Origin of the sequence: Roseicyclus amphidinii, from assembly GCF_030163755.1 — a bacterium.
GTDB classification, from domain to species: Bacteria; Pseudomonadota; Alphaproteobacteria; order Rhodobacterales; family Rhodobacteraceae; genus Roseicyclus; species Roseicyclus amphidinii.
Genome location: NZ_JASJOE010000052.1, coordinates 1 through 20,200, shown reverse-complemented (window position 1 = coordinate 20,200; position 20,200 = coordinate 1). Strand labels below are relative to the sequence as shown.

The following is a 20,200-nucleotide window of genomic DNA, read 5'->3' as shown; positions in this document are numbered from 1 at the left end:
GATGGCCGCGCGGATCGCGGGGGCGCGCCCCGACAGCACGGTGTTCCCGCCCGAGCCGGGGGTGCATGACCCGCGCGACGTGGTGGCGGCGCTGGATGCCGCCCTGCCCCGCGACTGGGAGATGGTGAATTCGTCCGGGCATTGCTCGTTCTACGTGGCCCATATGCCGGGGCGGTCCAACGAGCGGTTCCTGACGATCCGCGAGTTCGGGGCCATCGGCAACGGCCTGTCCTTCGCCATGGGCGTGGCCGTCGCGCGGCCCGGCGACAGGGTGGTGCTGTTCGACGGGGACGGCAGCCTGCTGATGCATGTGCAGGAGCTGGAGACCATCGCGCGGCACGGGCTGAACATCCTGATCGTGGCGCTGAACGACGGGGCTTACGGGTCCGAAATCCACAAGCTGAGGGCCGAGGGGCTTTCAGACGCGGGCGCGGTCTTTGGCCGGACGGACCTTGCCGCCATCGCGCGGGGCTTTGGCGTGGGGGGCGAGACGATCACCGATCTGGACGCGCTGCCGCGGCTGGTGGAAGAGTTTGCCGCGACGGGTGGCGCTACGGTCTGGGACGTGCCGATTTCCGACCGGGTCTATTCCCCCGTCATGGCGCGGGCGCATCCGCCGAAGGGGCATTGAAGGGGGCAAGGGGATGAAGGTCCATATTCTCGACGACTGGTTCGACACGCTGAAGACGCTGCCGAGCTATGCCAAGTTGGCGGGCCATGACGTGACGGTCTGGACCGATCATGTGGAAGATCATGACGTGCTGGCGGAGCGGCTGGCCGGGGCCGAGGCGCTGGTGCTGTTCCGCGAGCGGACGGCGATACCGGGGGCGTTGCTGGACCGGTTGCCGAGGCTGGAGTTGATCAGCCAACGGTCGGTCTATCCGCATGTCGACGTGCCGGGCTGCACGCGGAACGGGGTGCTCTTGTGCTCCAACATGCATGGCGGCGCGCCCTCGATGGCGGCGGCGGAGCTGACATTCGCGCTGATCCTCGCCTCGGCGCGGCAGATCCCGCAGCAGATGGCCTCGCTGCGCGCGGGGCAGTGGCAGCTTGCGCCGGGGCAGACGCTGCACGGGCGGCGGCTGGGGCTTTATGGCTACGGGCGGATTGCGAAACAGGTGGCGGGCTATGCCCGCGCCTTCGGGATGGAGGTGGTCTGGTGGGCCTCGGACGAGGGGCGCGCGCGGGCCGTGGCGGATGGGGAGCCGGTGGCGGAGAGCCGCGCGGCCTTCTTTGCCGAAAGCGATGTCGTCAGCGTCCATGTCCGGCTGAAGCCCGCGACGAAGGGGATCATCACGGCGGCCGATCTGGCAGCGATGAAGCCCACGGCGACATTCGTCAACACCTCGCGCGCGGGGCTGGTGGAGCCGGGCGCGCTGGTCGCCGCCGTCACGGCGGGGCGGCCGGGGCGCGTGGCGGTGGACGTGTTCGAGACGGAGCCGCTCACCGACAGGGCCGATCCGCTGATCAACCACCCCAACGTCATCGCCACGCCGCATATCGGCTACGTGACGGAGGATGAGTTGGACTTGCAGTTTTCCGACATCTACGACCAGATCAACGCCTATGCGAGCGGCGATCCGATCCACATGATCAACCCGGAGGTCTGGGAAAGCCGGTGAGCGCGGTTTCAGATCAGGCCGGGCGGCGCCACGATCACGCCGTCCTCGTCGGCGACGATCATGTCGCCCGGAGCGATGCGCACGCCGCCGATGGTGATGGGGCAGCCCACCTCGCCCTCGCCACTGCGCAGGCAGCGCGCAGGCGTGCGGGCAAGCGCCATGATGCCGAGGTCGAGCTGGCGCAGCTCGGCCACGTCGCGGACCGCGCCGAAGATCACCGCCCCGGCCCAGCCGTTCCGCGCGGCCGCGGCGGCCAGCATGTCGCCCATCAACGCACGGCGGTCCGAGCCGCCGCCGTCCACGACCATCACGCGCCCCTCGCCGGGGCTGTTGGCGAGTTCCCGGACGCATGTGTTGACCTCGTGGGTCTTCACCGTCTGGGCGGGGCCGTGAAAGGCCAGCCGCCCGCCGAAATGGCGCAGCGCGGCGGGCAGGACGCCCAGCGCCTCGCCATGGTCGTCGTAGAGATCGCAGGTCGCATACATCGGCGGTTCCTCCCCTTCGGCGATAGCGTAGCCTGCGCGCAGGGGGGCCGCCATGGGTGATCTGATGGTGATGCCCGAGGGGCTGAGCCTTGCCGCCTTCTGGGCGTTGATGGCGACAAGCTATGCCGCCTCCTTCATCACCGCGGCGCTGGGGATCGGGGGTGGCGCGCTGCTGCTGGCCGTGATGGCGAGCCTTGTGCCGCCCGCGGCGCTTATCCCGGTGCATGGCGCGGTGCAGCTGGCCTCGAACGCAGGCCGCATGGGGATGTTGCTGTCCCATGTCCATTGGCCCGCGCTGAAGGGGTTCACGCTGGGCTCGATCCTTGGCGCGGGGTTGGGCGGGCTGGTGGTGGTGGAGCTTCCGCCCGCGATCATACAGGTCTCGGTGGGGCTGTTCGTGATCTGGTCGGTCTTCTCCAAGCCGCCGAAATGGCTGTCGCGCTTCCCGGTCCTGACGGGGGGGATTTCCAGCTTTCTGACGATGTTCTTCGGGGCGACGGGGCTGTTCGTGGCGGGCTACACCAAGGCGCAGAACCTTGCGCGGCACGGACATGTCGCCACCCATGCCGCGCTGATGACTGTGCAGCATTGCCTGAAGGTGGTGGTCTTCGGCGTGCTCGGCTTCGCCTTCGGGCAATGGCTGTGGGTGGTGGTGGCGTTGAGCGTGGCGGGGCTGGCGGGCACGTTCAGCGGGCGGCTGGTGCTGGGCCGGATGAGCGACGCAGGATTCAAGCGGGCGCTCGATATCCTGCTGGTGCTGATCGCGCTCCGGCTGATCTGGCAGGCACTGACCGGTTAGGCCGCGCGCAGGCCGAGGATCTCGCGCGCCTGCGCGGGGGTCGCCACGGGCCGCTCGTAGCGGTGGCACAGCTCGACCGTGCGCGCGACGAGCGCGGCGTTCGAGGGCGCGAGGGTGTCGCGGTCGAGGCGGATGTTGTCCTCGAGCCCCGTGCGGCAATGGCCGCCCGCGGCGACGCTCCATTCGTTGACCTCGAGCTGGTGGCGGCCGATGCCCGCAGCGCACCACTGCGCGTCGGGGGCCAGCCGCTTCAGCGTCTCGCGGAAGAAATCGAAGCTGGGCCGGTCCACCGGCATGGCGTTCTTCACGCCCATGACGAACTGCACGTAGAGCGGCCCCTTGAGCCGCCCGTCGCCGGCCATTTTCGCGGCCTGGAAGATGTGGCTGAGGTCGAAGGCCTCGATCTCGGGCTTGACGTCATGGGCCAGCATCTCGGAGGCGAGCCAATCGACAAGGTCGGGCGGGTTCTCGTAGACGCGGGTGGGGAAGTTGTTGGACCCCACGGTGAGCGAGGCCATGTCGGGGCGGAGCGGCAGCATGCCGCCGCGCGCCTGCCCTGCGCCGGAGCGGCCCCCGGTCGAGAACTGGATGATCATGCCGGGGCAGTGTTTCTCCAGCCCCTCCTTGAGCCGCGCGAAGCGTTCGGGGTCGGAGGTGGGCGTCTGGTCCTCCATCCGCACATGGGCGTGGACGATGCTCGCGCCTGCCTCGAACGCCGCATGGGTGCTTTCGATCTGCTCGGCGATGGTGATCGGCACGGCGGGGTTGTCCTCCTTGCGGGGGACGGAGCCGGTGATGGCGACGCAGATGATGCAGGGGTCGGACATCGGGTTTGCCTTCAGGTCTGGGCGGTGGCGCGCGCGCCCCACCAGTTGAGCGCGAGGATGGCGAGGATCAGGGCCACGCCCGCGACCTCGACCATCAGGTCGGGCCAGAAACAGGCGATGACGCCCGGCACGATCAGCGCGCGTTGCCAGAGCGCCATGGGGCGGAACAGGAACCCCTCGAGCGCGGCGGCGAAGGCGGCGAGCGCCACGATGGCGATGAACCCGCTCCAGAGCACCAGCGGCAGCGGGCCGCCGAGGATGATCTCCTCGTTGAAGATCATGAAGAGCGGGATGAGGTAGAGGCCCTTGGCGTATTTCCACGCCTGAACGCTGGTTTCCATCGGTTTCGATCCGGCGATGGCCGCGCCTGCGAAGCCCGCCAATGCCACGGGCGGCGTGACGTTGCTGTCCTGCGAATACCAGAACACCAGCAGGTGCGCGATCAGGATCGGGATGCCGAACTCCTGCGTCAGGGCGGGGCCGACGAGGATGATCAGGACGATATAGGCCGCCGTCACCGGCAGGCCCATGCCGAGGATCAGCGAGGCGATGGCCACCAGCAGGATCGCGAGGATCAGGTTGCCGCCGGAGAAGGCGATCATCATGGCCGAGAATTTCAGGCCCAGCCCGGTGAGGCCCACGACCCCCACGATGATCCCCGCGACCGCGCAGGCCATGGAGACGGCCACCGCGTTCCTTGCGCCCAGTTCGAGCGCCTGCAGCGTCAGCTCGATGCCGCGGCGGCAGAGGGCGGTGAATTTTTCCATCGTCGGGCCGTCGGTGAAGAACACCCAGAGTGCGCGGGCCGAGGCCGCGGCGACGATGGAGACGATGGCGTAGAAGCCCACGCGCATGGGCGAGTAGCCCGCCACCAGAAGCGCGACGAGCGCGAGAAGCGGCAGAAGGAAGTGCCACCCCTCGGCCAGCACGCTCCGCACGCTGGGAAGCTCATCGCTGGTCATGCCGGTCATCCCCTGTTTGACGGCGGCGATATGCACGAGCAGGTAGACCGCGCCGAAGTAAAGGACGGCGGGGAAGATCGAGACGAGCACGATGTCGACGTAAGGCACCCGCGTGAATTCCGACATGAGGAAGGCGCCTGCGCCCATCAGGGGCGGCATGATCTGCCCGCCGGTGGAGGCCGCGGCCTCGATCCCGCCGGCCTGCGCGGGGCGGTAGCCGAGGCGCTTCATCAGCGGGATGGTGAAGGCGCCGGTGGTGACCACGTTGGCGATGGCCGAGCCGGAGATCGAGCCCATGCCGGCCGAGGCGATGACGGCGGCCTTGGCCGGGCCGCCGCGCTGGCGGCCGGTGGCGGCATAGGCGAGATCGATGAAGAACTTGCCCGCGCCGGTCACCTCGAGGAAGGCACCGAACAGGACGAAGATGAAGACGAAGGTGGCCGCGACGCCAAGGGGAATGCCGAAGATCCCCTCGGCCCCCAGCGTCATCTGGCTGGCCAGACGGTCCAGCGAATAGCCGCGGTGGTTGAGGATGCCGGGCATCCAGTCGGCGAGGAAGGGCAGCTCGCCGCGCGCGCCCGCGAAGGCGTAGGCGATGAAGACCGCCCCGATGATCGTCATGCCCAGCCCCACGGCGCGGCGCGCGCCCTCGAGCACCACGATCATGGTCAGGATGCCGATCCAGACGTCGATGTCGCGGGGGAAGATCTGGTTGGCGATGATGTCGATGTTGACCGGCAGCCATGCGCCGACGACCACGGAGGCCGCGATCAGCGGCCCGTCGATGGCCCAGCCCAGCGCGCCGCGCGGGCGATGACGACCGAAGGCCGGGTAGATCAGGAAGCACAGGACAAGGATGAAGCCGAGATGGATGGGTCGCTGGTAGAACAGGCCCAGGGGCTGCACGCCCGCGGCCCAGAGCTGGAACAGCGACAGCGCGATGCCGACCACGGCGATCACGCGCAGCACGAGCTTGGGTTGCGGATGTTCGGCCTGCGGCACCTCGGTGTCCATCACCATGGCATTACTCTCCCGTCAGTGCGATGCGCACCCTCTGGCGCGCGGCGGCGTCAGACAGGGACACGACCGTGTCACCCACCTGCAGCCGATGATCGACCGGCCCGGCACCGGGGCGCAAGACGTATGCGTCGCCCGGCACGGGTTCGTCGATGTCGAGAATCCAGTAGCCGCCTTCCCCGTCCGAGACCTGCCGCCCGCGGCCGGGGATATGGCCCAGACCGGCAGCGAAATCGGGCTGGCGCGAGCGCACCAGCACCATGTGGCCCGCGCGGTTCTCGTAGCAATCCGTCACCGGGAAGCCCTGCACCGAATGGTTCCACAAGACACACCAACCCGCCCCCTCGGGGACGGGCAGGCGCGCGATCTCGGTGCCGTCCTCGGTCGTGGCGACAAGGTCACCCGCCGTGGCGGCGCTGAAGGCGGAGAAAAGGAGGAGGGCCGAAAGCCCCCCTCCGATACGCGACAGGATCACTCGCTGAGGCGGGCCGGCACTTCGGCGCCGATTTCCTCGTAGTAGCGGATCGCGCCGGGGTGCAGCGGAACCGGGGTAGCGGCCAGTGTGAACTCGACCGTGGTCTGGTTCGCCGCCGGGTGGACGGCGCGCAGGTCGTCGATGTTCTCGAACATGGCGCGGGTGATCTGGTAGGCCAGTTCCTCGTCCATCTCCGAGGAGACGGCCAGAACGTTCGGCACACCCAGAACGGCGGTGGCGCCCACGCCCTCGTAGGTGCCGTCTGCCAGCGTGGTGCGGGCAAACAGCGGCTCGGCCTCTTGCGCGGCGGTCATCTGCGCGTCGGTCAGTTCGATCATGACGATGGACTGCGTGGTCGCAAGGTTCAGGATCGACGAGGTGGGCGCGCCCACCGACCAGAAGCCCGCGTCGATGTCGCCGTTGGCCAGCGCGTCGGCGGTTTCGTTGAAGTTGAGGCGCTGCTCCTCGATGTCGTCATAGCTGATGCCGTTGGCCGACAGGATCGCCTCGGCGTTCACCTCGGTGCCCGAGCCGGGCGCGCCGACCGAGACGCGCTTGCCGACGAGATCGTCGAGCGATGTGATGCCCGAGCCTTCCAGCGTCACGATCTGGACCATGTTGGCATACATCGAGGCAAGGCCGCGGATCATCGGCAGTTGCTGACCCTCGAAACGGCCGGTGCCGGAATAGGCCTGTGCGACGGTGTCGGCCAGCGCAAGCGCAAGGTCGGCGTCGCCGGTGGCGACAAGGCCCATGTTCTCGACCGACGCGCCGGTCACTTCGGCGGTGGCCGAGTAGCCTTCGACATTCGCGTTGATGACCTCGGCAAGGCCGCCGCCCATCGGGTAGTAGACGCCGCCGGTGCCGCCGGTGGCGACGGACAGCTGGGTCTGGGCAAGCGCGGGGGTCGCAAGCGCGACAAGGGTTCCGGCCGCAAAGGCCTTGAACATGGTCATGGTGATCCTCCCTGATCGATTTGTTGTGCTTGCCGATTTAATCGCTTCGGCGACAGCCGCCAACCCCATGCCGGCCAGTTACACGGCAGGGTTGTGCGCCGCCCGGCGCAACGCACAGCGGGGCGGCAGGGCGGCGCGGTCAGCCGCCGATGGCGCGCATCCGCGCCAGAAGGTCCACGCCCTGCGTGCGGTAGAAATGCAGCATGTCGATGAAGATCCAGTTCTCGGCCAGCTTGTCGCCCGCGCGTCGGTAGATGTCGATCACGCGGAACTCGGCGCGGGTGTCGCTGCCCGGAAGGCCCATGAACCCGCCCGTGTGGCGCGCGGTGAAATTGGGCCAGCCGAAGAAGCCGCCGTAATGCCCCTCGGCCAGCCGGGCGATATGGCCGGTGGAGGAGCGTTCGGCGAAAGCGGCGCGGAACGGGCCGGAGTGCTGCGCGGCGTAGCGCGGGATGGTGTAGGTCGCCCCCACCCCCTCGGGGCCCCACCACAGCATGTCCTCGTGCCACGAGCGGCGCAGCTCCTCCTCCAGTGGCAGGCCAAGGCCCCATGTGCCGAGGTCCGAGATCATCGCGTTGATCGCGGCGAGCGTCGCCTCGCCCTCGGCTTGCGGCTGCGGGGCGTGGAGAAGCCCGTCATGAGTGCGCGGCCCCGGCTGCACGAGGTGCTGCGCGGTGGCGGGCCCGAAGGGGTTCTGCCCCGCCTGCACCATCAGGTGCGGGATGTCGCAGAACTGCGCGGTTTCCACGATGCGGCCCTGCTCGACCCGGTGAAACTCGGCGTAGCGCAGCATCACAAGCTTGCGCGTGGGCCGGATGCCCAGCCATGGCGCATCGAACAGGCCCATGAGATGCCCCATCGACACGACCCAGACGGATTGGAAGCCGTCGATCTGGTTTCGCCCCGCGAAAAAGACATCCTCGCGCCGCTGCATCGCGGTGACGGCCGTCAGGAGCGGGGACCAGAAGACCCCCGCCACCTCCCCTGCCCCGGTGCGCTCGTCGAAGGGGCACATGCCGCGCCAGTGCCAGCCGGGGGCGGTGTGGCGGGAAAGCGCCTCGGCCACGGTGTCGGGGGTGGCGGCCTCGATCGCCGCGTGATGGGCGCGCACCAGCGCCTTTTCCGCCTGGAAGTCGGTCATGTCGGTATCCGTATCGGGGTGGGTCAGCCCTTGACCGCCCCGGCCGTCAAGCCGGACACGATCTGGCGCTGGAAGAAGAGGATCAGAACGAAAAGCGGTGCCGTGGCCGAGACGACGGCGGCGACCGCGAACATCACGTTGCCTTCCTGCTGCACCGAGCCGAGGAAGGAGGCGATGCGCGGGATCATCGTCTGGTTTTCCGAGGAAAGGAGCATCGCGGTCACGGCGAAGTCGTTGTAGGCCAGAAGGAAGCTGAAAAGCCCCGTGGTGATCACGCCGGGCCACATCACCGGGATGATGACCAGCCGGAACGCCTGGAACCGGGTGCAGCCGTCGACCATGGCGCTCTCGTCCAGGTCCTTGGGGATGTTGAGGAAGAAGGAATGCAGCATCCACAGCGTGAAGGGCTGGTTGATCGCCACCAGAACGATGATCGTGGTGGGCAGGTGCCCCCAGAGGTTCCACTGGAAGAAGGGCAACAGGTAGCCCGAGACCAGCGTGATATGCGGCATCGCGCGGAACACCAGCGCGATCATCAACAGCCAGAAGGCATAGCGGAACCCCGAGCGCGCCAGCGCGTAGCCGCCCAGCGTGCCCAGCGTCAGCGAGATGACGACGGTGCAGACCACGACGATGCCGGTGTTGACCACGTTGCGCCAGAAGCCGCTCTCGACCCACGCGCCCCAGTAGCCCTCACCGGTGAAGGGCCCGCCCGTCTGCTCGGTCGTCAGCGGCCCGGTGATCGCGTTCATCCAATCGGCGCGGGAGAAGAAATCGCCCTGCACCTTGAACGATCCCCAGAGCGTCCAGAGGAACGGAAAGGCCGCGAGGATCAGCCACAGCAGGATGAAGCCGGTGGAAAAGACGACAAGGGCGGTCGATCTGCGCTGCGATGCGGCGGCCATGTCCTTACGCCCTCTTGCGGTTGAAATCGCGCCAGGTGCGGATCAGCACCGGCGTCAGAAGGATGGCGACCCCGATGATCGTCAGAACCGACGTGGCGGCGGCCGAGCCGAATTGCTGCACGTCGCCGCGCAGGTCGGAATAGATGATGTAGGAAAGCGAGGTCGCGCTCGCCTGCGCCTGGAAGCCGACGATGGGCTCGAAGACGCGGAAGTTGTCCATGAACTGAATGAGCATGATGAAGACGGTGAGCGGCGCGAGGTGCGGGATCACGACGTAGCGAATGCGCTCCCACCGGCTTGCGCCGTCGATCATCGCGGCCTCGAGCGTTTCCTCGGGCACGGTCTGCAGGCCCGCGTAATAGACGATGAAGGCGAAGGGGGCCGAGGACCAGACGCCGTAGATGAAGAGCGTGATCCAGGTGAGCGCCGGTGACGCCTTGAGCGACAGGTCGGGGTCGTCGAACAGGATCTGAAGCGTCGCGCCGATCACGCCCTCGGCGTCGATCATCCAGAACAGCACGAGGCTGCCGATCAGCGGCGTCACGATCATCGGCAGGAGCGAGAAGAAGATCGTCACGCCCCGAAAGATGCGCGGCAGCGCGTTCACGCCCAGCGCGATGGCAAGGCCAAGGATCACGACCAGCGGCGTCACGATGAAGGTATAGGCCAGCGTGAAGACCAGCGCGCGGTAGAAGGGCAGGTTCATCACCCGGTCCCAGAACGCGCCGAGGCTGTCGGAGGTCGCCCATGCCTCGGCGATCTCGGCGGTGGCCAGGTGCGCGCGGTTGAAATAGGTGCCGAGCCCGTTGAACCGGCCCAGCGGCTGCGCCTCGCGCAGTTCGGCGGTGGCGTCGCGGTCGACGCGGGTTTCCTCGGTGCAGCCGAAGGGGCCGCAGTTTTCCACCGTCACCAGCACCTGCTCGTGCTCGACGTAAAGCGACTGCACCACCACCGAGACGATGGGCAGCGCGATGAACAGGATCATCGCGGCAAGCGAGGGCAGGATGAACCAGATGAAGGTGCGATGGGGCATCTGTCGGCCTTCACGGGCTGGCGCAGAAGGGACACGGGGCGGCCCGGCGGACCGGACCACCCCACGGGGAGAAGCTTACTGAAGGAAGCCCTGTTCGGTCGCGGCGGCGATATAGGCGGCCTCGACATCGGCGAGCGCCTGCTCGGCGCTTTCCTCGCCCTGCAGGAACTGCGCCAGCTCGTTGCCGAGCGCCGTGTGCATCAGGCCGACATAGGGCACCATCGGATAGGGCCGCGTGCCCGAGGTCGCGGTCGCGACCACGCCCTCGGCGGGCGCGCCGGGGGTGAAGCCGGGCATCAGCCAGACGGCGGCGTCGTTGTTGGCCTCGATCACCTCGGGGCGCAGACCGTGCATCAGCGCGCGGAAGGTCGCCGCCGCATCCTCGTCCGAGATGTTGGCGGCGATGGTGAAGCCATCCCACCAGAGCGTCGAGGCGGGCGTGTCGCCGCCCGCGACGGTCGGCGCGCCGATCAGCGCGGTGTTGCCGGTCACCTCGGGGGTGGAGTTCTCGTCATCGAGGATGCCGCCGCCGCGCGAGCCCCACATGTAGGCCACGGCCAGCTCGCCCGATTCCCACAGCGCCTGCGTGGCGTTGCTGTCGAAGGTCAGGAAATCGGGGTTGGCATACTCGTTCAGCGCCGCCAGCATCTCGAGCGTGGCGATGCCCGCCTCGTTGTTGATCGCGGGCGCGGCGCTGCCGGCCTCGAACAGCTGGCCGCCATGGCCGAGATACATGTTCACGAATTCCTCGCCCAGGTTCCAGCCCGAGGCGGTGTTCATCGCAAAGGGATGCTCCATGATCCCCGCCTCGCGCACGGCGGCGAGCACCTCGAGCACCTCCTCGTAGGTGGTGGGCCGCTCCATGCCGACCTGGGCCAGCACGTCGTCGCGCACGAAGAGGTGCTGGGCGTTGGCCATGAAGGCCACGGCCATCACCTGCCCGTCGATGGTGATGCGGTTGGTCATCGGCAGGTCGGGCGCATATTGCGCGATCAGGTCGTCGAGCGGACGGATCAGCCCCTCGTTCAGAAGCGGCACGATCGAGGAGTTTGCGACCACGGCCGAGGTGTATTCGGCGGGGTTCGCGGTCAGGGCGGCGACCTGGATGTCGCGGTGTTCGGTCGTCTGGTTGGCGGTCACCGTCACGCTGTCCGAGGCGCATTCAGCGGCCCCCTCGGCCATCGCGTGCAGCGCGGGGAAGTCGTTGGAAAGGATCGCCACGCGCCCGCTTTCGATGCCGCAATCGGCCATCGCGGTGCCTGCGCCCAAGATCGTGGCGACCGCGGTAAGGGTCGTCGTCCGGGTGAAACTCATCTCTGGTCAGCTCCCTGTGATGTGGTCCGGTCCCTGCGACCTGCGGTCTTCGGGCCGGCCCCTCTGGTGTTGTCCGGTCATGCGACACCGGTTGCGTGCGAATCGCCGCCGCCGTGCATACGTTTTCAATCCTGAGCCATGAGCGCCCCCTCATGCAAGGATTTTTCCGCCCGGCCCATGCTTGCGAAACATTCGGAAAATAAGGCTTGCGCGGATTTCCGGTTTGGCGATAGCGTCGATGAAAACGTATGCAACAATCCTGCCCCCGGAGGGTGCGTTTCCATGGCCGAGATTCAGCTCAGGAACCTCTCCAAACGCTGGGGCAGCTTCGTGGCCGTCGACAATTTCGACCTGACCATCGCCGACCGCGAGTTTCTCGTGCTGCTGGGCCCCTCGGGCTGCGGCAAGACCACGACGATGCGCATGATCGCGGGGCTGGAGGAGATCACCGAGGGCGACATCCTGGTCGACGGCAAGCGGATCAACGACCTCGACCCCAAGGACCGCGACGTGGCGATGGTGTTCCAGTCCTACGCGCTTTACCCCAATCTCGACGTCTACGAAAACATCCGCTTCCCCCTGAAGGTCCGAAAGATCGACCCGGCCACCCACCGCGAGCGGGTGATGCGCGCCGCCGAGATGGTGGAGCTGACCGAATTCCTGCACCGCCGCCCCGCCGAGCTGTCGGGCGGCCAGCGGCAGCGCGTGGCGCTGGCCCGCGCCATCGTGCGCCAGCCCAACGTCTTCCTGATGGACGAGCCCCTGTCGAACCTCGACGCCAAGCTGCGCGTCTCGACGCGGGCGCAGATCAAGAACCTGTCCCACGAGCTGAAGGTCACCACGATCTACGTGACCCATGACCAGATCGAGGCGATGACGCTCGCCGACCGCGTGGTGGTGATGTCCAAGGGCGTGGTCCAGCAGGTCGGCACGCCCACCGAGATCTACGACACTCCCGCCAACACCTTCGTCGCCAGCTTCATCGGCTCGCCCGCGATGAACCTTGTCGAGGGCGAGATCAGGGGCGGCGTGTTCGAGGGGCGCGGCTTGCGGATCGAGGGGCTTTCGGCGCGCGACGGCAAATCGGTGCTGGGCTTCCGCGCCGAGGATGCGACGCTCTCGGGCGGCACCGAACTCAGCGCGCCGATCTACACGCTGGAGCTGTTGGGCGACTCGACCATGGTCACCGTGCGGCTGGGCCATGACCTCGTGTCGGTCAAGGCGCCCAAGGATTTCCGCGCCGAGATCGGCGAGGGGTTCACCGCGCATATCCCCGCCTCGATCTGCCATGTCTTCGACGCGGCCACGGGGGCGCGGCTGTAGCGCCATGGCCATCGCCTATGACCACATCGTGATCGGAGCGGGCTCGGCGGGATGCGCCGTGGCGCATGGGCTGGTGACGGGCGGCGCGGGAACCGTTCTGGTGATCGAGGCCGGGCCCTCGGACCGCTGGCCGCTGGTGCGCATGCCCTTCGGCCTGGTCTGGATGATGGGCGGCGCGCGCGACTGGCGCTACCGCTCGGCCCCGCAGGCGGGGCTTGGGGGGCGGTCCCTCGCCATTCCGCGCGGGCGGATGGTGGGCGGCTCGGGCTCGATCAACTCGATGGTCTGGTTCCGGGGCCGCGCGGCGGATTTCGACGGCTGGGCCCTGCCCGGCTGGAGCTGGTCCGAGGTCGCCCCCGCCTTCGACGCGGTCGAGGCGCAGCTGCGCCCGCGCCGCCTGTCGGGCGCGCATCCGCTGACCGAGGCGTTGGGCGCGCTCTTCCCCACCAACGACGCCAAGGCCCTGCCCCACCCCGACCGCGAGGGCGCGGGGGTGTTCGCCTTCAACCTGCATGACGGGCGGCGCTGGTCGGCCGCCGACGCCTTTCTGCGGCCCGCGCTGGAGCGGGGGGCCGCGCTTCTGACCGGGGCGCAGGTCGACCGGCTGACCCTCAAGGGCGACCGCATCGCGGGCGTGCGGCTGGGCGACGGCACCGAGATCGCGGCGCGCAAGGGCGTGGTGCTGTCGGCGGGGGCCATCGGCTCGCCCGAGATCCTGTTGCGCTCGGGGATTGGCCCGGCCGAAGAGCTGCGGGCGGCGGGCGTCGATGTTGTCCGTGACATCCCCGAACTTGGCCGGAACCTCCACGACCACCCCGGCGCGGGGCTGCATTACGAAGGCCCCGGCTCGGGCTACGGGCTTACGCCCGCGCTCTGGCCCCGCTGGGCCGTGGCCCCGCTGGACTGGGCGCTCAGGGGGCGCGGGCTGCTGGCCTCGCCCACGGTCGAGGGGGGCGGGTTCTTCAACGCCCGCGGCGACGGCGGGGCGCCGGATGTGCAAAGCCATTTCATCCCCTTCCGCCTTGGCCACGACGGGCGCAAATACGCGCTGAAGCAGGGGTATTTCGCCGATGTCTGCCTGTGCCGCCCCAAGTCACGGGGGGCGCTGCGTCTGACGAAAAGGGGCATCGAGATCGACCTCGGGATCTTCGCCGACGAGACCGACCTCGACACGCTGACCGCGGGCTGGCTGCGCCTGCGCACGCTGATGGCCGAGGCCGATCTCGGCCCCCATCAGGCCCCCGAGGTCGCCCCCGGCCCCGCCGTGCGGACCGAGGATCAGGCCCGCGCCCATATCCGCGCGACCGCGGGCACCGCCTATCACCCGGTCGGCACGCTGCGCATGGGCGCGGAGCCCGACGCCCCCGTCACGCCCGATCTACGCCTGCGCGGCACCCTCGGCCTGCACGTGGCGGATGCGAGCGTGATGCCCGCCGTCACCTCGGCCAACACCAACGCGCCGTCGATGATGATCGGCTACCGCGCGGGCATGATGATCGCGGAGGCCGCATGACCCAAGCCGCGCTGAAATCCACCCTCGCCCCCTGGCGTGCCGCCATGGAAACCGCCACGCCCGACACCGCCCGCGCCGCCACCCGCGCACTTTTCGCGCCCGAGGCGCGGCTGCAGCTCTGCCACCCGTTCGGCGACCTGACCGGCCCCGACGCGCTGATCGACGCGGCCCTCGGACCGCTGATGGTGGCCATGCCCGACCTCGAACGCCGCGACATGATCGTCGTTGCGGGCACCACGCCCGAGGGCGCGGACTGGATCGGCTGCATGGGCACCTACATGGGCCGCTTCGCCGCCCCCTTCCTCGGCATCCCGCCGACCGGGCGGCTTGCGCATATGCGCTATCACGAGTTCTTCCGGCTGGAAGATGGCCGCGTCACCGAGATGCAGGCGATCTGGGACATCCCCGAGTTGATGATGCAGGCGGGCGCATGGCCGCTGGCCCCGCAGCTGGGTGCCTTCCTCGCCACGCCCGCGCCGATGTCGGGCGACGGGCTGGCCATCTCGGGCGACGGGGCTGCCGCGATGACCCGCGTCATCGACATGCTCACCGATCTTTGCAAACATCCCGCCGATCCCGACCCCGCCGTCATGCGGCTGGCCGATCACTGGCACCCCCGCGTCAACTGGTACGGCCCCGCGGGCATCGGCACCGCGCGCGGCATCGACGGCTTCCGCGCGCATCACCAGATCCCCTTCCTGCGCGCCTTTCCCGACCGCAAGCTCGACGCGATGGGCGACCTGATGTCCCATTGGATCGCCGAAGGCGATTACGTCGCCGAAACCGGCTGGCCGAACATGCGCCTTACGCACAAGGGCGGCGGGTTCCTCGGCCTTGCCCCCTCGGGGCGGGAGGTGACCTTGCGCAGCCTCGATTTCTGGCGCGTGGAGGGCGGACTGATCCGCGAGAACTGGGTTCTCGTGGACCTGCTGGATTTCTGCCGCCAGATTGGCCTCGACGTGCTGGCGCGGATGGAGGAGGGCGCATGAGCGACGCGAAGGTCACATCGCTCGACGTGGCGCGGATGGCGGGTGTCAGCCAGTCGGCGGTCAGCCGGGTGTTTTCCGGCGCCTCGGCCTCCAAGACCACCATCGCCAAGGTGCGCGCCGCCGCCGACCGGCTGGGCTACCGGCCCAACCGGCTCGCGCGCGCGATGATCACCGGCAAGAGCCGGATCATCGGGCTGGTGGTGGCCTATCTCGACAACCAGTTCTACCCGCTCGCCATCGAGCGCCTGTCGCAGGCCCTGCAGGAGCGCGGCTATCACATCCTTCTGATCATGGCCGGCAACTCGCCCGAGGGGATCGACGCGGTGATGGCCGACCTGATGACCTACCAGGTAGACGGGATCATCACCGCCTCGGTCGCCATCTCCTCGGACCTGACCGAGCGCTGTTCCGCGATGGGCATTCCGGTGGTGATGTTCAACCGCGGGCAGGACGGATCGGGCCTGTCCTCGATCACCTCGGCCAATGTCGAGGGCGGGCGCAAGGTGGCCGAGTTCCTGCTGGCCGGCGGGCATGGCCGCATCGCCCATGTGGCGGGCTGGCAAGGCTCGTCGACGGGGCGCGACCGGACGCAGGGCTTCCTCGCCGCGCTGGCCGAGGCGGGCGCCTCCCCGCCCGAGATGATCGACGGCATGTATGACCGCGCCACCGCGGCCGAGGCCGCGCGCAGGCTGATGGAGGGGCCGCAGCCCCCCGACGCGATCTTCGTCGGCAACGATCACATGGCGCTCGCCGTGATGGACAGGCTGCGTCACGAGATGGGCGTGAGCGTTCCCGGCGATGTCTCCATCGTGGGCTATGACGACGTGCCGATGGCCGCATGGCCCGCCTATGACCTGACCACGCTGCGCCAGCCGGTGAACCGGATGGTCGAGGCGACGGTCGACACCCTTCTGGCCGAGATCGAGGACCCCGCCCGCGGGCATGAAAAGGTCGAGATCACCGGCCCCCTGATCATTCGCGGCTCGGCCCGCGTTCCCCGAGGATGGACATGATGCACGGCTTCGACCCCAGGTTCCGCGATTTCCCCGATTACATCATCGGCATCACCAAGGAGATCTGGGAAGACCGCGGCATTCACACGCTGCACGACTATTACGCGCCCGAGATCGTGGTGCGCTCGCCCGGCTCGGTGGTCACCGGCAACCAGGGCGTGATCGGGGCCACGATGGCGACCCTGCACGAGTTCCCCGACCGGGTGCTTCTGGGCGAGGACGTGATCTGGTCGGGCAGCCCCGAGGCGGGCATGCTGTCCTCGCACCGCATCCTGTCGCAGGCGACCCATGCGGGCGACGGGGTCTACGGGGCGGCGACGGGCAAGCGGTTGACCTACCGCATCCTCGCCGACTGCCACGCCAAGGGCAACGTGATCGACGACGAATGGCTGATCCGCGACCAGGGCGCGATCGTGCGCCAGCTGGGCTGGGAGCCACGGGATTACGCCGCGGACCTCATCGCGCGCGAGGGCGGGCCGGGCGCTTGCGTCAAGCCGCTGACGCCCGAGACGGACCTGCCCGGCCCTTATTCAGGCGCGGGCAACGACAGCCCGTGGGGCGCGCGGCTGTCGGAGATCCTGACCCGGATCATGGGCGCGGACCTTGCGACGATCCCCGCCGAATACGACCGGGCCTGCGCGCTGCATTACCCCGGCGGGGTCAACGCCCATGGCCACGCTGCCGCCGACCGGTTCTGGATGGGCCTGCGCGCGGCCTTCCCGAACGCCGAATTCAGGCTCGAGCATGTCATCGGCCGCGAGGACGAGACCCTGCCGCCCCGCGCCGCGGTGCGCTGGTCGCTCTGGGGCCGGCACGAGGGCTGGGGCACCTTCGGCGCGCCCACGGGCGCGATGGTCTACGTGCTCGGCATCACCCATGCCGAGTTCGGACGGCTGGGCGAGGGCCCCGTCGCGCTCAGGCGCGAGTACACGCTCTACGACGAAACCGCGGTCTGGAAACAGATCCTGCTGGCAGAGGCCTGAGGCCGATGCGCCCCGCCCGACACCCCGCGCCACAAGGGCCTTCGAAGGCCCTTGCCCACACGATTTCGAAATCGCGTGAAAAAGCCGTTTCGAAAGGGCTTTCCCGCCCCGAGACCAACCGAGGACCCCAGCGATGACCCCGCCCGAGATGGAAGCCCGTATCGTCCGATACGGTGACCTGATGCCCTGCCGCACCGCCTTCATCGACGCCCACACACCCGGCAGCGACCGCAAGGAGAACTTCACCATCATCGGCGGCGGCGTCTCGGAAGCCGCCGACCAGCATGTCCACATCACCCTGCCGCACGGCTTCAACATCGGCGCGGCGGGCCAGCCGCCCAAGTGCCGCAACTCGCTCCATTCCCACCGCACCGCCGAGGTGTTCTTCGTCCTTTCGGGGCGCTGGCGCTTCTTCTGGGGCCGCCGGGGCGACGCGGGCGAGGTGGTGCTGGAGAAGGGCGACATCTTCAACATCCCCACCGGCATCTTCCGCGGCTTCGAGAACATCGGCGAGGATTACGGGATGATCATGGCGATCCTCGGCGGCGACGACGCGGGCGGCGGCGTGATCTGGGCCCCACAGGTCATCGAGGAGGCGAAGGCCCACGGCCTGATCCTGTCGGAACAGGGCAAGCTCTACGACAGCAAGAAGGGGCAGAGCCTGCCCGAGGGCGTAGCCCCCATGCCGCTCCTGACCGAGGCGGAGCTTGCAGGCTTCCCCGAACCCGGCACCCGCGACGTGATCCCGAACCATGTCGCCCGCTACCTCGACATGCAGGCCATGGCCGACCGCGACCCGGTGCTCGTGATCGGCGAGACGGGCCTCTTGCGCGACCGCCCCGGTTTCGAGGTCGGCCTCGTCACCCGCGGCTCGGCGCGGCGCGAGATGCACCGCCACGACCGCCCCTCGGTCCTGATGCCCGTCACCGGGCATTGGCGCGTGGAATGGGAGGGCACCGCCGACTACCCCGCGGGCGCGGCCACGCTCGCCCCCGGCGACACGATGAGCGTGCCCGAGCACCTCGACCATGCCGCCTGGCCCTCGATGACCGGCGACGCCGCGCTCTATCACGTCGTGGCGACCGACGATCCCGCCGGGCCCACCTGGCGCGGCTGACTGGCAAGCGACACGACGAAGGAGCAGACCCATGCCCATCCTCACCACCCATGTCGGCAGCCTGCCCCGCACGCAGGAGGTCGTGGATTTCATCTTCTCCCGCGAAAAGCGCGTGCCCTATGACGCCGCCGCCTTCGACGCCGCCATGACGGCGGCCGTGGACGAGACGGTCAGGAAACAGAAAGCGGCAGGCATCGACATCGTTTCCGATGGGGAAACCTCCAAGATCAGCTACGCCACCTACGTCAAGGACCGCTACACCGGCTTTGACGGCGACAGCCCACGCAATGCGCCCGCAGATCTCAAGCTGTTCCCCTCCTTCCTCGAGCGGCTGAAGGACGAGGGCGGCACGCCCACCTATGCCCGCCCCATGTGCGTGGGCGAGGTCCGTTCCAAGGGCCAGGGCGAGCTGGAAAAGGACATCGCCAATCTCAAATCCGCGATGGCGGCGCATGGGGCCACGCGCGGCTTCATGAACGCGGCCTCGCCCGGCGTGATCTCGCTCTTCCTGCAGAACGCGCATTACCCCACGCGCGAGGCCTATCTCGCGGCGCTCGCCGACGCGATGCGCGAGGAATACCGGACCATCGTCGATGCCGGCCTCGACCTGCAGCTCGATTGCCCCGACCTCGCGCTGTCGCGGCACATGCTCTTCACCGACCTCACGGACGCGGAATTCGTCAAGATCGCGCAATCCCATGTCGAGGCGCTGAACCACGCGCTCGAGGGCATCGACCCCGCGCGCGTGCGCATCCACATCTGCTGGGGCAATTACGAGGGGCCGCATGTCTGCGACATCCCCATGGCCACCATGTTCGACACGCTGATGTCGGCCAGCGCGCGTTACGTCCTCTTCGAGACGTCGAACCCCCGCCATGGCCATGAATGGGCCGTCTTCCGCGATCGCAAGGCCGATATCCCCGAGGACAAGGTGCTGGTCCCCGGCGTGATCGATTCCACGACGAATTTCGTCGAACACCCCGACCTCGTGGCCGAGCGCATCCGCCGCTTCACCGAGATCGTCGGCCCTGACCGCGTGATCGCGGGCAGCGATTGCGGCTTCGGCACCTTCGCGGGCTTCGGCGCGGTGGACCCGGCCATCGCCTACGCGAAACTCGCAGCCTTGGCCGAGGGCGCGGCCCGCGCCTGAGCCGCCCGCCCCTGCGGCATCCGCGCCCGCGCGCCGCTTTCGCTTGACCGCGGGGGCGGTGCCGCGGCACGCTTCGACCCGATGGTGACCGGGCGGCGACGCCTGTCCGGTCTGAAAAGGGAACGCGGTGCAATCCCGCGGCTGCCCCCGCAACTGTGAGCGGCGAGCGACCCCGAGAGCATCCACTGGGCCAGACGGCCCGGGAAGGATCGGGCGAGCCCTGACCCGCAAGCCAGGAGACCTGCCATCGTGACCGAACCAACCGGGCGGGGTGCCCCGGGTCGTGGTGCGTCGGGGCGATAGCGCCCCCTCCCCCCGTCCCGTCACTGCCCTGCCCCATGCGCGGAGGGCGCCATGCTGACAGACCTGACCATTCGACAACTGCAACATTACGGCGGCCCCGATGCGGGCGCGGTCGAGATCGCCCGGCTGGGCTACCTGCAATGGCTGGGCGGCCTGCAGCCGCTCCAGCGGGCTGGGAAAGGACACCAGCGAGCCGAAGATGAAGAGGAAGGTGTTCACCCCCAGCGACAACACCATCGCCGTCAGCAGCGGATCGGTCGCCTGCAGCCCCAA

Annotated in this window: 20 protein-coding genes and 1 riboswitch; of the genes, 11 read left to right on the top strand and 9 right to left on the bottom strand. The window is 68.7% G+C overall.

All coding sequences use genetic code 11. The features are described 5' to 3' along the window. Together QQK83_RS15070 and QQK83_RS15065 are read left to right on the top strand one after the other, a co-directional pair. The coding region (locus QQK83_RS15070) for a thiamine pyrophosphate-dependent enzyme (RefSeq protein WP_284265610.1) at window positions 1-631 on the top strand (631 nt) is incomplete at its 5' end. 13 nt (window positions 632-644) lie between these two features. Next, on the top strand, window positions 645-1,622 hold the full coding sequence (locus tag QQK83_RS15065) for a D-2-hydroxyacid dehydrogenase family protein (RefSeq protein ID WP_284265608.1): 978 nt from the start codon (window positions 645-647) through the stop codon (window positions 1,620-1,622). An 8-nt stretch (window positions 1,623-1,630) separates the two neighbouring features. Here QQK83_RS15065 and rraA read toward each other — a convergent pair whose 3' ends face one another. Further along, on the bottom strand, window positions 1,631-2,161 hold the full coding sequence (gene rraA, locus QQK83_RS15060) for a ribonuclease E activity regulator RraA (RefSeq protein WP_284265607.1): 531 nt from the start codon (window positions 2,159-2,161) through the stop codon (window positions 1,631-1,633). Here rraA and QQK83_RS15055 point away from each other — a divergent pair. Then, complete coding sequence (locus QQK83_RS15055) at window positions 2,160-2,906, top strand: sulfite exporter TauE/SafE family protein (RefSeq protein WP_284265606.1); 747 nt, start codon at window positions 2,160-2,162, stop codon at window positions 2,904-2,906. The genes rraA and QQK83_RS15055 overlap by 2 nt on opposite strands. On the opposite strand, the gene QQK83_RS15050 is transcribed toward QQK83_RS15055, so the two are convergent. The 8 genes from QQK83_RS15050 to QQK83_RS15015 all read right to left on the bottom strand — a co-directional run bounded on the left by QQK83_RS15050 (window position 2,903) and on the right by QQK83_RS15015 (window position 11,536). After that, the gene (locus tag QQK83_RS15050) at window positions 2,903-3,733 is read right to left on the bottom strand and encodes a 3-oxoadipate:acetyl-CoA acetyltransferase (RefSeq protein ID WP_284265605.1); all 831 of its coding nucleotides are present in this window, start codon (window positions 3,731-3,733) and stop codon (window positions 2,903-2,905) included. The genes QQK83_RS15055 and QQK83_RS15050 overlap by 4 nt on opposite strands. Window positions 3,734-3,744: 11 nt before the next feature. Beyond that, a complete protein-coding gene (locus QQK83_RS15045) occupies window positions 3,745-5,715 on the bottom strand; it encodes a TRAP transporter permease (protein WP_284265603.1) in 1,971 nt (656 codons plus the stop codon). A gap of 4 nt (window positions 5,716-5,719) precedes the next feature. Continuing rightward, on the bottom strand, window positions 5,720-6,187 hold the full coding sequence (locus tag QQK83_RS15040) for a DUF1850 domain-containing protein (RefSeq protein WP_284265601.1): 468 nt from the start codon (window positions 6,185-6,187) through the stop codon (window positions 5,720-5,722). Continuing rightward, the gene (locus QQK83_RS15035) at window positions 6,184-7,143 is read right to left on the bottom strand and encodes a TAXI family TRAP transporter solute-binding subunit (protein WP_284265599.1); all 960 of its coding nucleotides are present in this window, start codon (window positions 7,141-7,143) and stop codon (window positions 6,184-6,186) included. The genes QQK83_RS15040 and QQK83_RS15035 overlap by 4 nt, the downstream gene beginning before the upstream one ends. Before the next feature lie 139 nt (window positions 7,144-7,282). Beyond that, window positions 7,283-8,284, bottom strand: a complete 1,002-nt coding sequence (locus tag QQK83_RS15030; RefSeq protein ID WP_284265597.1) for an ester cyclase — start codon at window positions 8,282-8,284, stop codon at window positions 7,283-7,285. 23 nt (window positions 8,285-8,307) lie between these two features. Beyond that, on the bottom strand, window positions 8,308-9,189 hold the full coding sequence (locus QQK83_RS15025; RefSeq protein WP_284265594.1) for a carbohydrate ABC transporter permease: 882 nt from the start codon (window positions 9,187-9,189) through the stop codon (window positions 8,308-8,310). A gap of 4 nt (window positions 9,190-9,193) precedes the next feature. Continuing rightward, window positions 9,194-10,222, bottom strand: coding sequence for a carbohydrate ABC transporter permease (locus QQK83_RS15020; RefSeq protein ID WP_284265592.1), 1,029 nt, complete (start codon window positions 10,220-10,222; stop codon window positions 9,194-9,196). Between the two features lie 75 nt (window positions 10,223-10,297). Further along, window positions 10,298-11,536: an ABC transporter substrate-binding protein gene (locus tag QQK83_RS15015; RefSeq protein ID WP_284265590.1), complete on the bottom strand. Its 1,239-nt coding sequence runs from the start codon at window positions 11,534-11,536 to the stop codon at window positions 10,298-10,300. Window positions 11,537-11,818: 282 nt separating this feature from the next. On the opposite strand from QQK83_RS15015, the gene QQK83_RS15010 reads away from it, so the two are divergent. The 8 genes from QQK83_RS15010 to QQK83_RS14975 all read left to right on the top strand — a co-directional run. After that, window positions 11,819-12,859: an ABC transporter ATP-binding protein gene (locus tag QQK83_RS15010; RefSeq protein ID WP_284265588.1), complete on the top strand. Its 1,041-nt coding sequence runs from the start codon at window positions 11,819-11,821 to the stop codon at window positions 12,857-12,859. Window positions 12,860-12,863: 4 nt separating this feature from the next. After that, entirely contained in the window at window positions 12,864-14,372 is a 1,509-nt protein-coding gene (locus tag QQK83_RS15005) for a GMC family oxidoreductase (RefSeq protein WP_284265586.1), read from the top strand. Next, complete coding sequence (locus tag QQK83_RS15000) at window positions 14,369-15,361, top strand: ester cyclase (protein WP_284265584.1); 993 nt, start codon at window positions 14,369-14,371, stop codon at window positions 15,359-15,361. The genes QQK83_RS15005 and QQK83_RS15000 overlap by 4 nt, the downstream gene beginning before the upstream one ends. Beyond that, complete coding sequence (locus QQK83_RS14995) at window positions 15,358-16,374, top strand: LacI family DNA-binding transcriptional regulator (RefSeq protein WP_284265583.1); 1,017 nt, start codon at window positions 15,358-15,360, stop codon at window positions 16,372-16,374. Before QQK83_RS15000 ends, QQK83_RS14995 begins: the two co-directional genes overlap by 4 nt. Further along, window positions 16,374-17,357 carry a nuclear transport factor 2 family protein gene (locus tag QQK83_RS14990; protein WP_284265611.1) on the top strand — a complete coding sequence of 328 codons (984 nt, stop codon included), beginning with the start codon at window positions 16,374-16,376 and terminating at the stop codon, window positions 17,355-17,357. Before QQK83_RS14995 ends, QQK83_RS14990 begins: the two co-directional genes overlap by 1 nt. 133 nt (window positions 17,358-17,490) lie before the next feature. Next, the gene (locus QQK83_RS14985; RefSeq protein ID WP_284265581.1) at window positions 17,491-18,474 is read left to right on the top strand and encodes a cupin domain-containing protein; all 984 of its coding nucleotides are present in this window, start codon (window positions 17,491-17,493) and stop codon (window positions 18,472-18,474) included. Window positions 18,475-18,505: 31 nt separating this feature from the next. Beyond that, window positions 18,506-19,624: a cobalamin-independent methionine synthase II family protein gene (locus QQK83_RS14980; protein WP_284265579.1), complete on the top strand. Its 1,119-nt coding sequence runs from the start codon at window positions 18,506-18,508 to the stop codon at window positions 19,622-19,624. A 65-nt stretch (window positions 19,625-19,689) separates the two neighbouring features. Further along, window positions 19,690-19,887: riboswitch (cobalamin riboswitch) on the top strand. A 91-nt stretch (window positions 19,888-19,978) separates the two neighbouring features. Further along, a partial coding sequence (locus tag QQK83_RS14975) for a hypothetical protein (protein WP_284265577.1) occupies window positions 19,979-20,200 on the top strand: 222 nt, incomplete at its 3' end.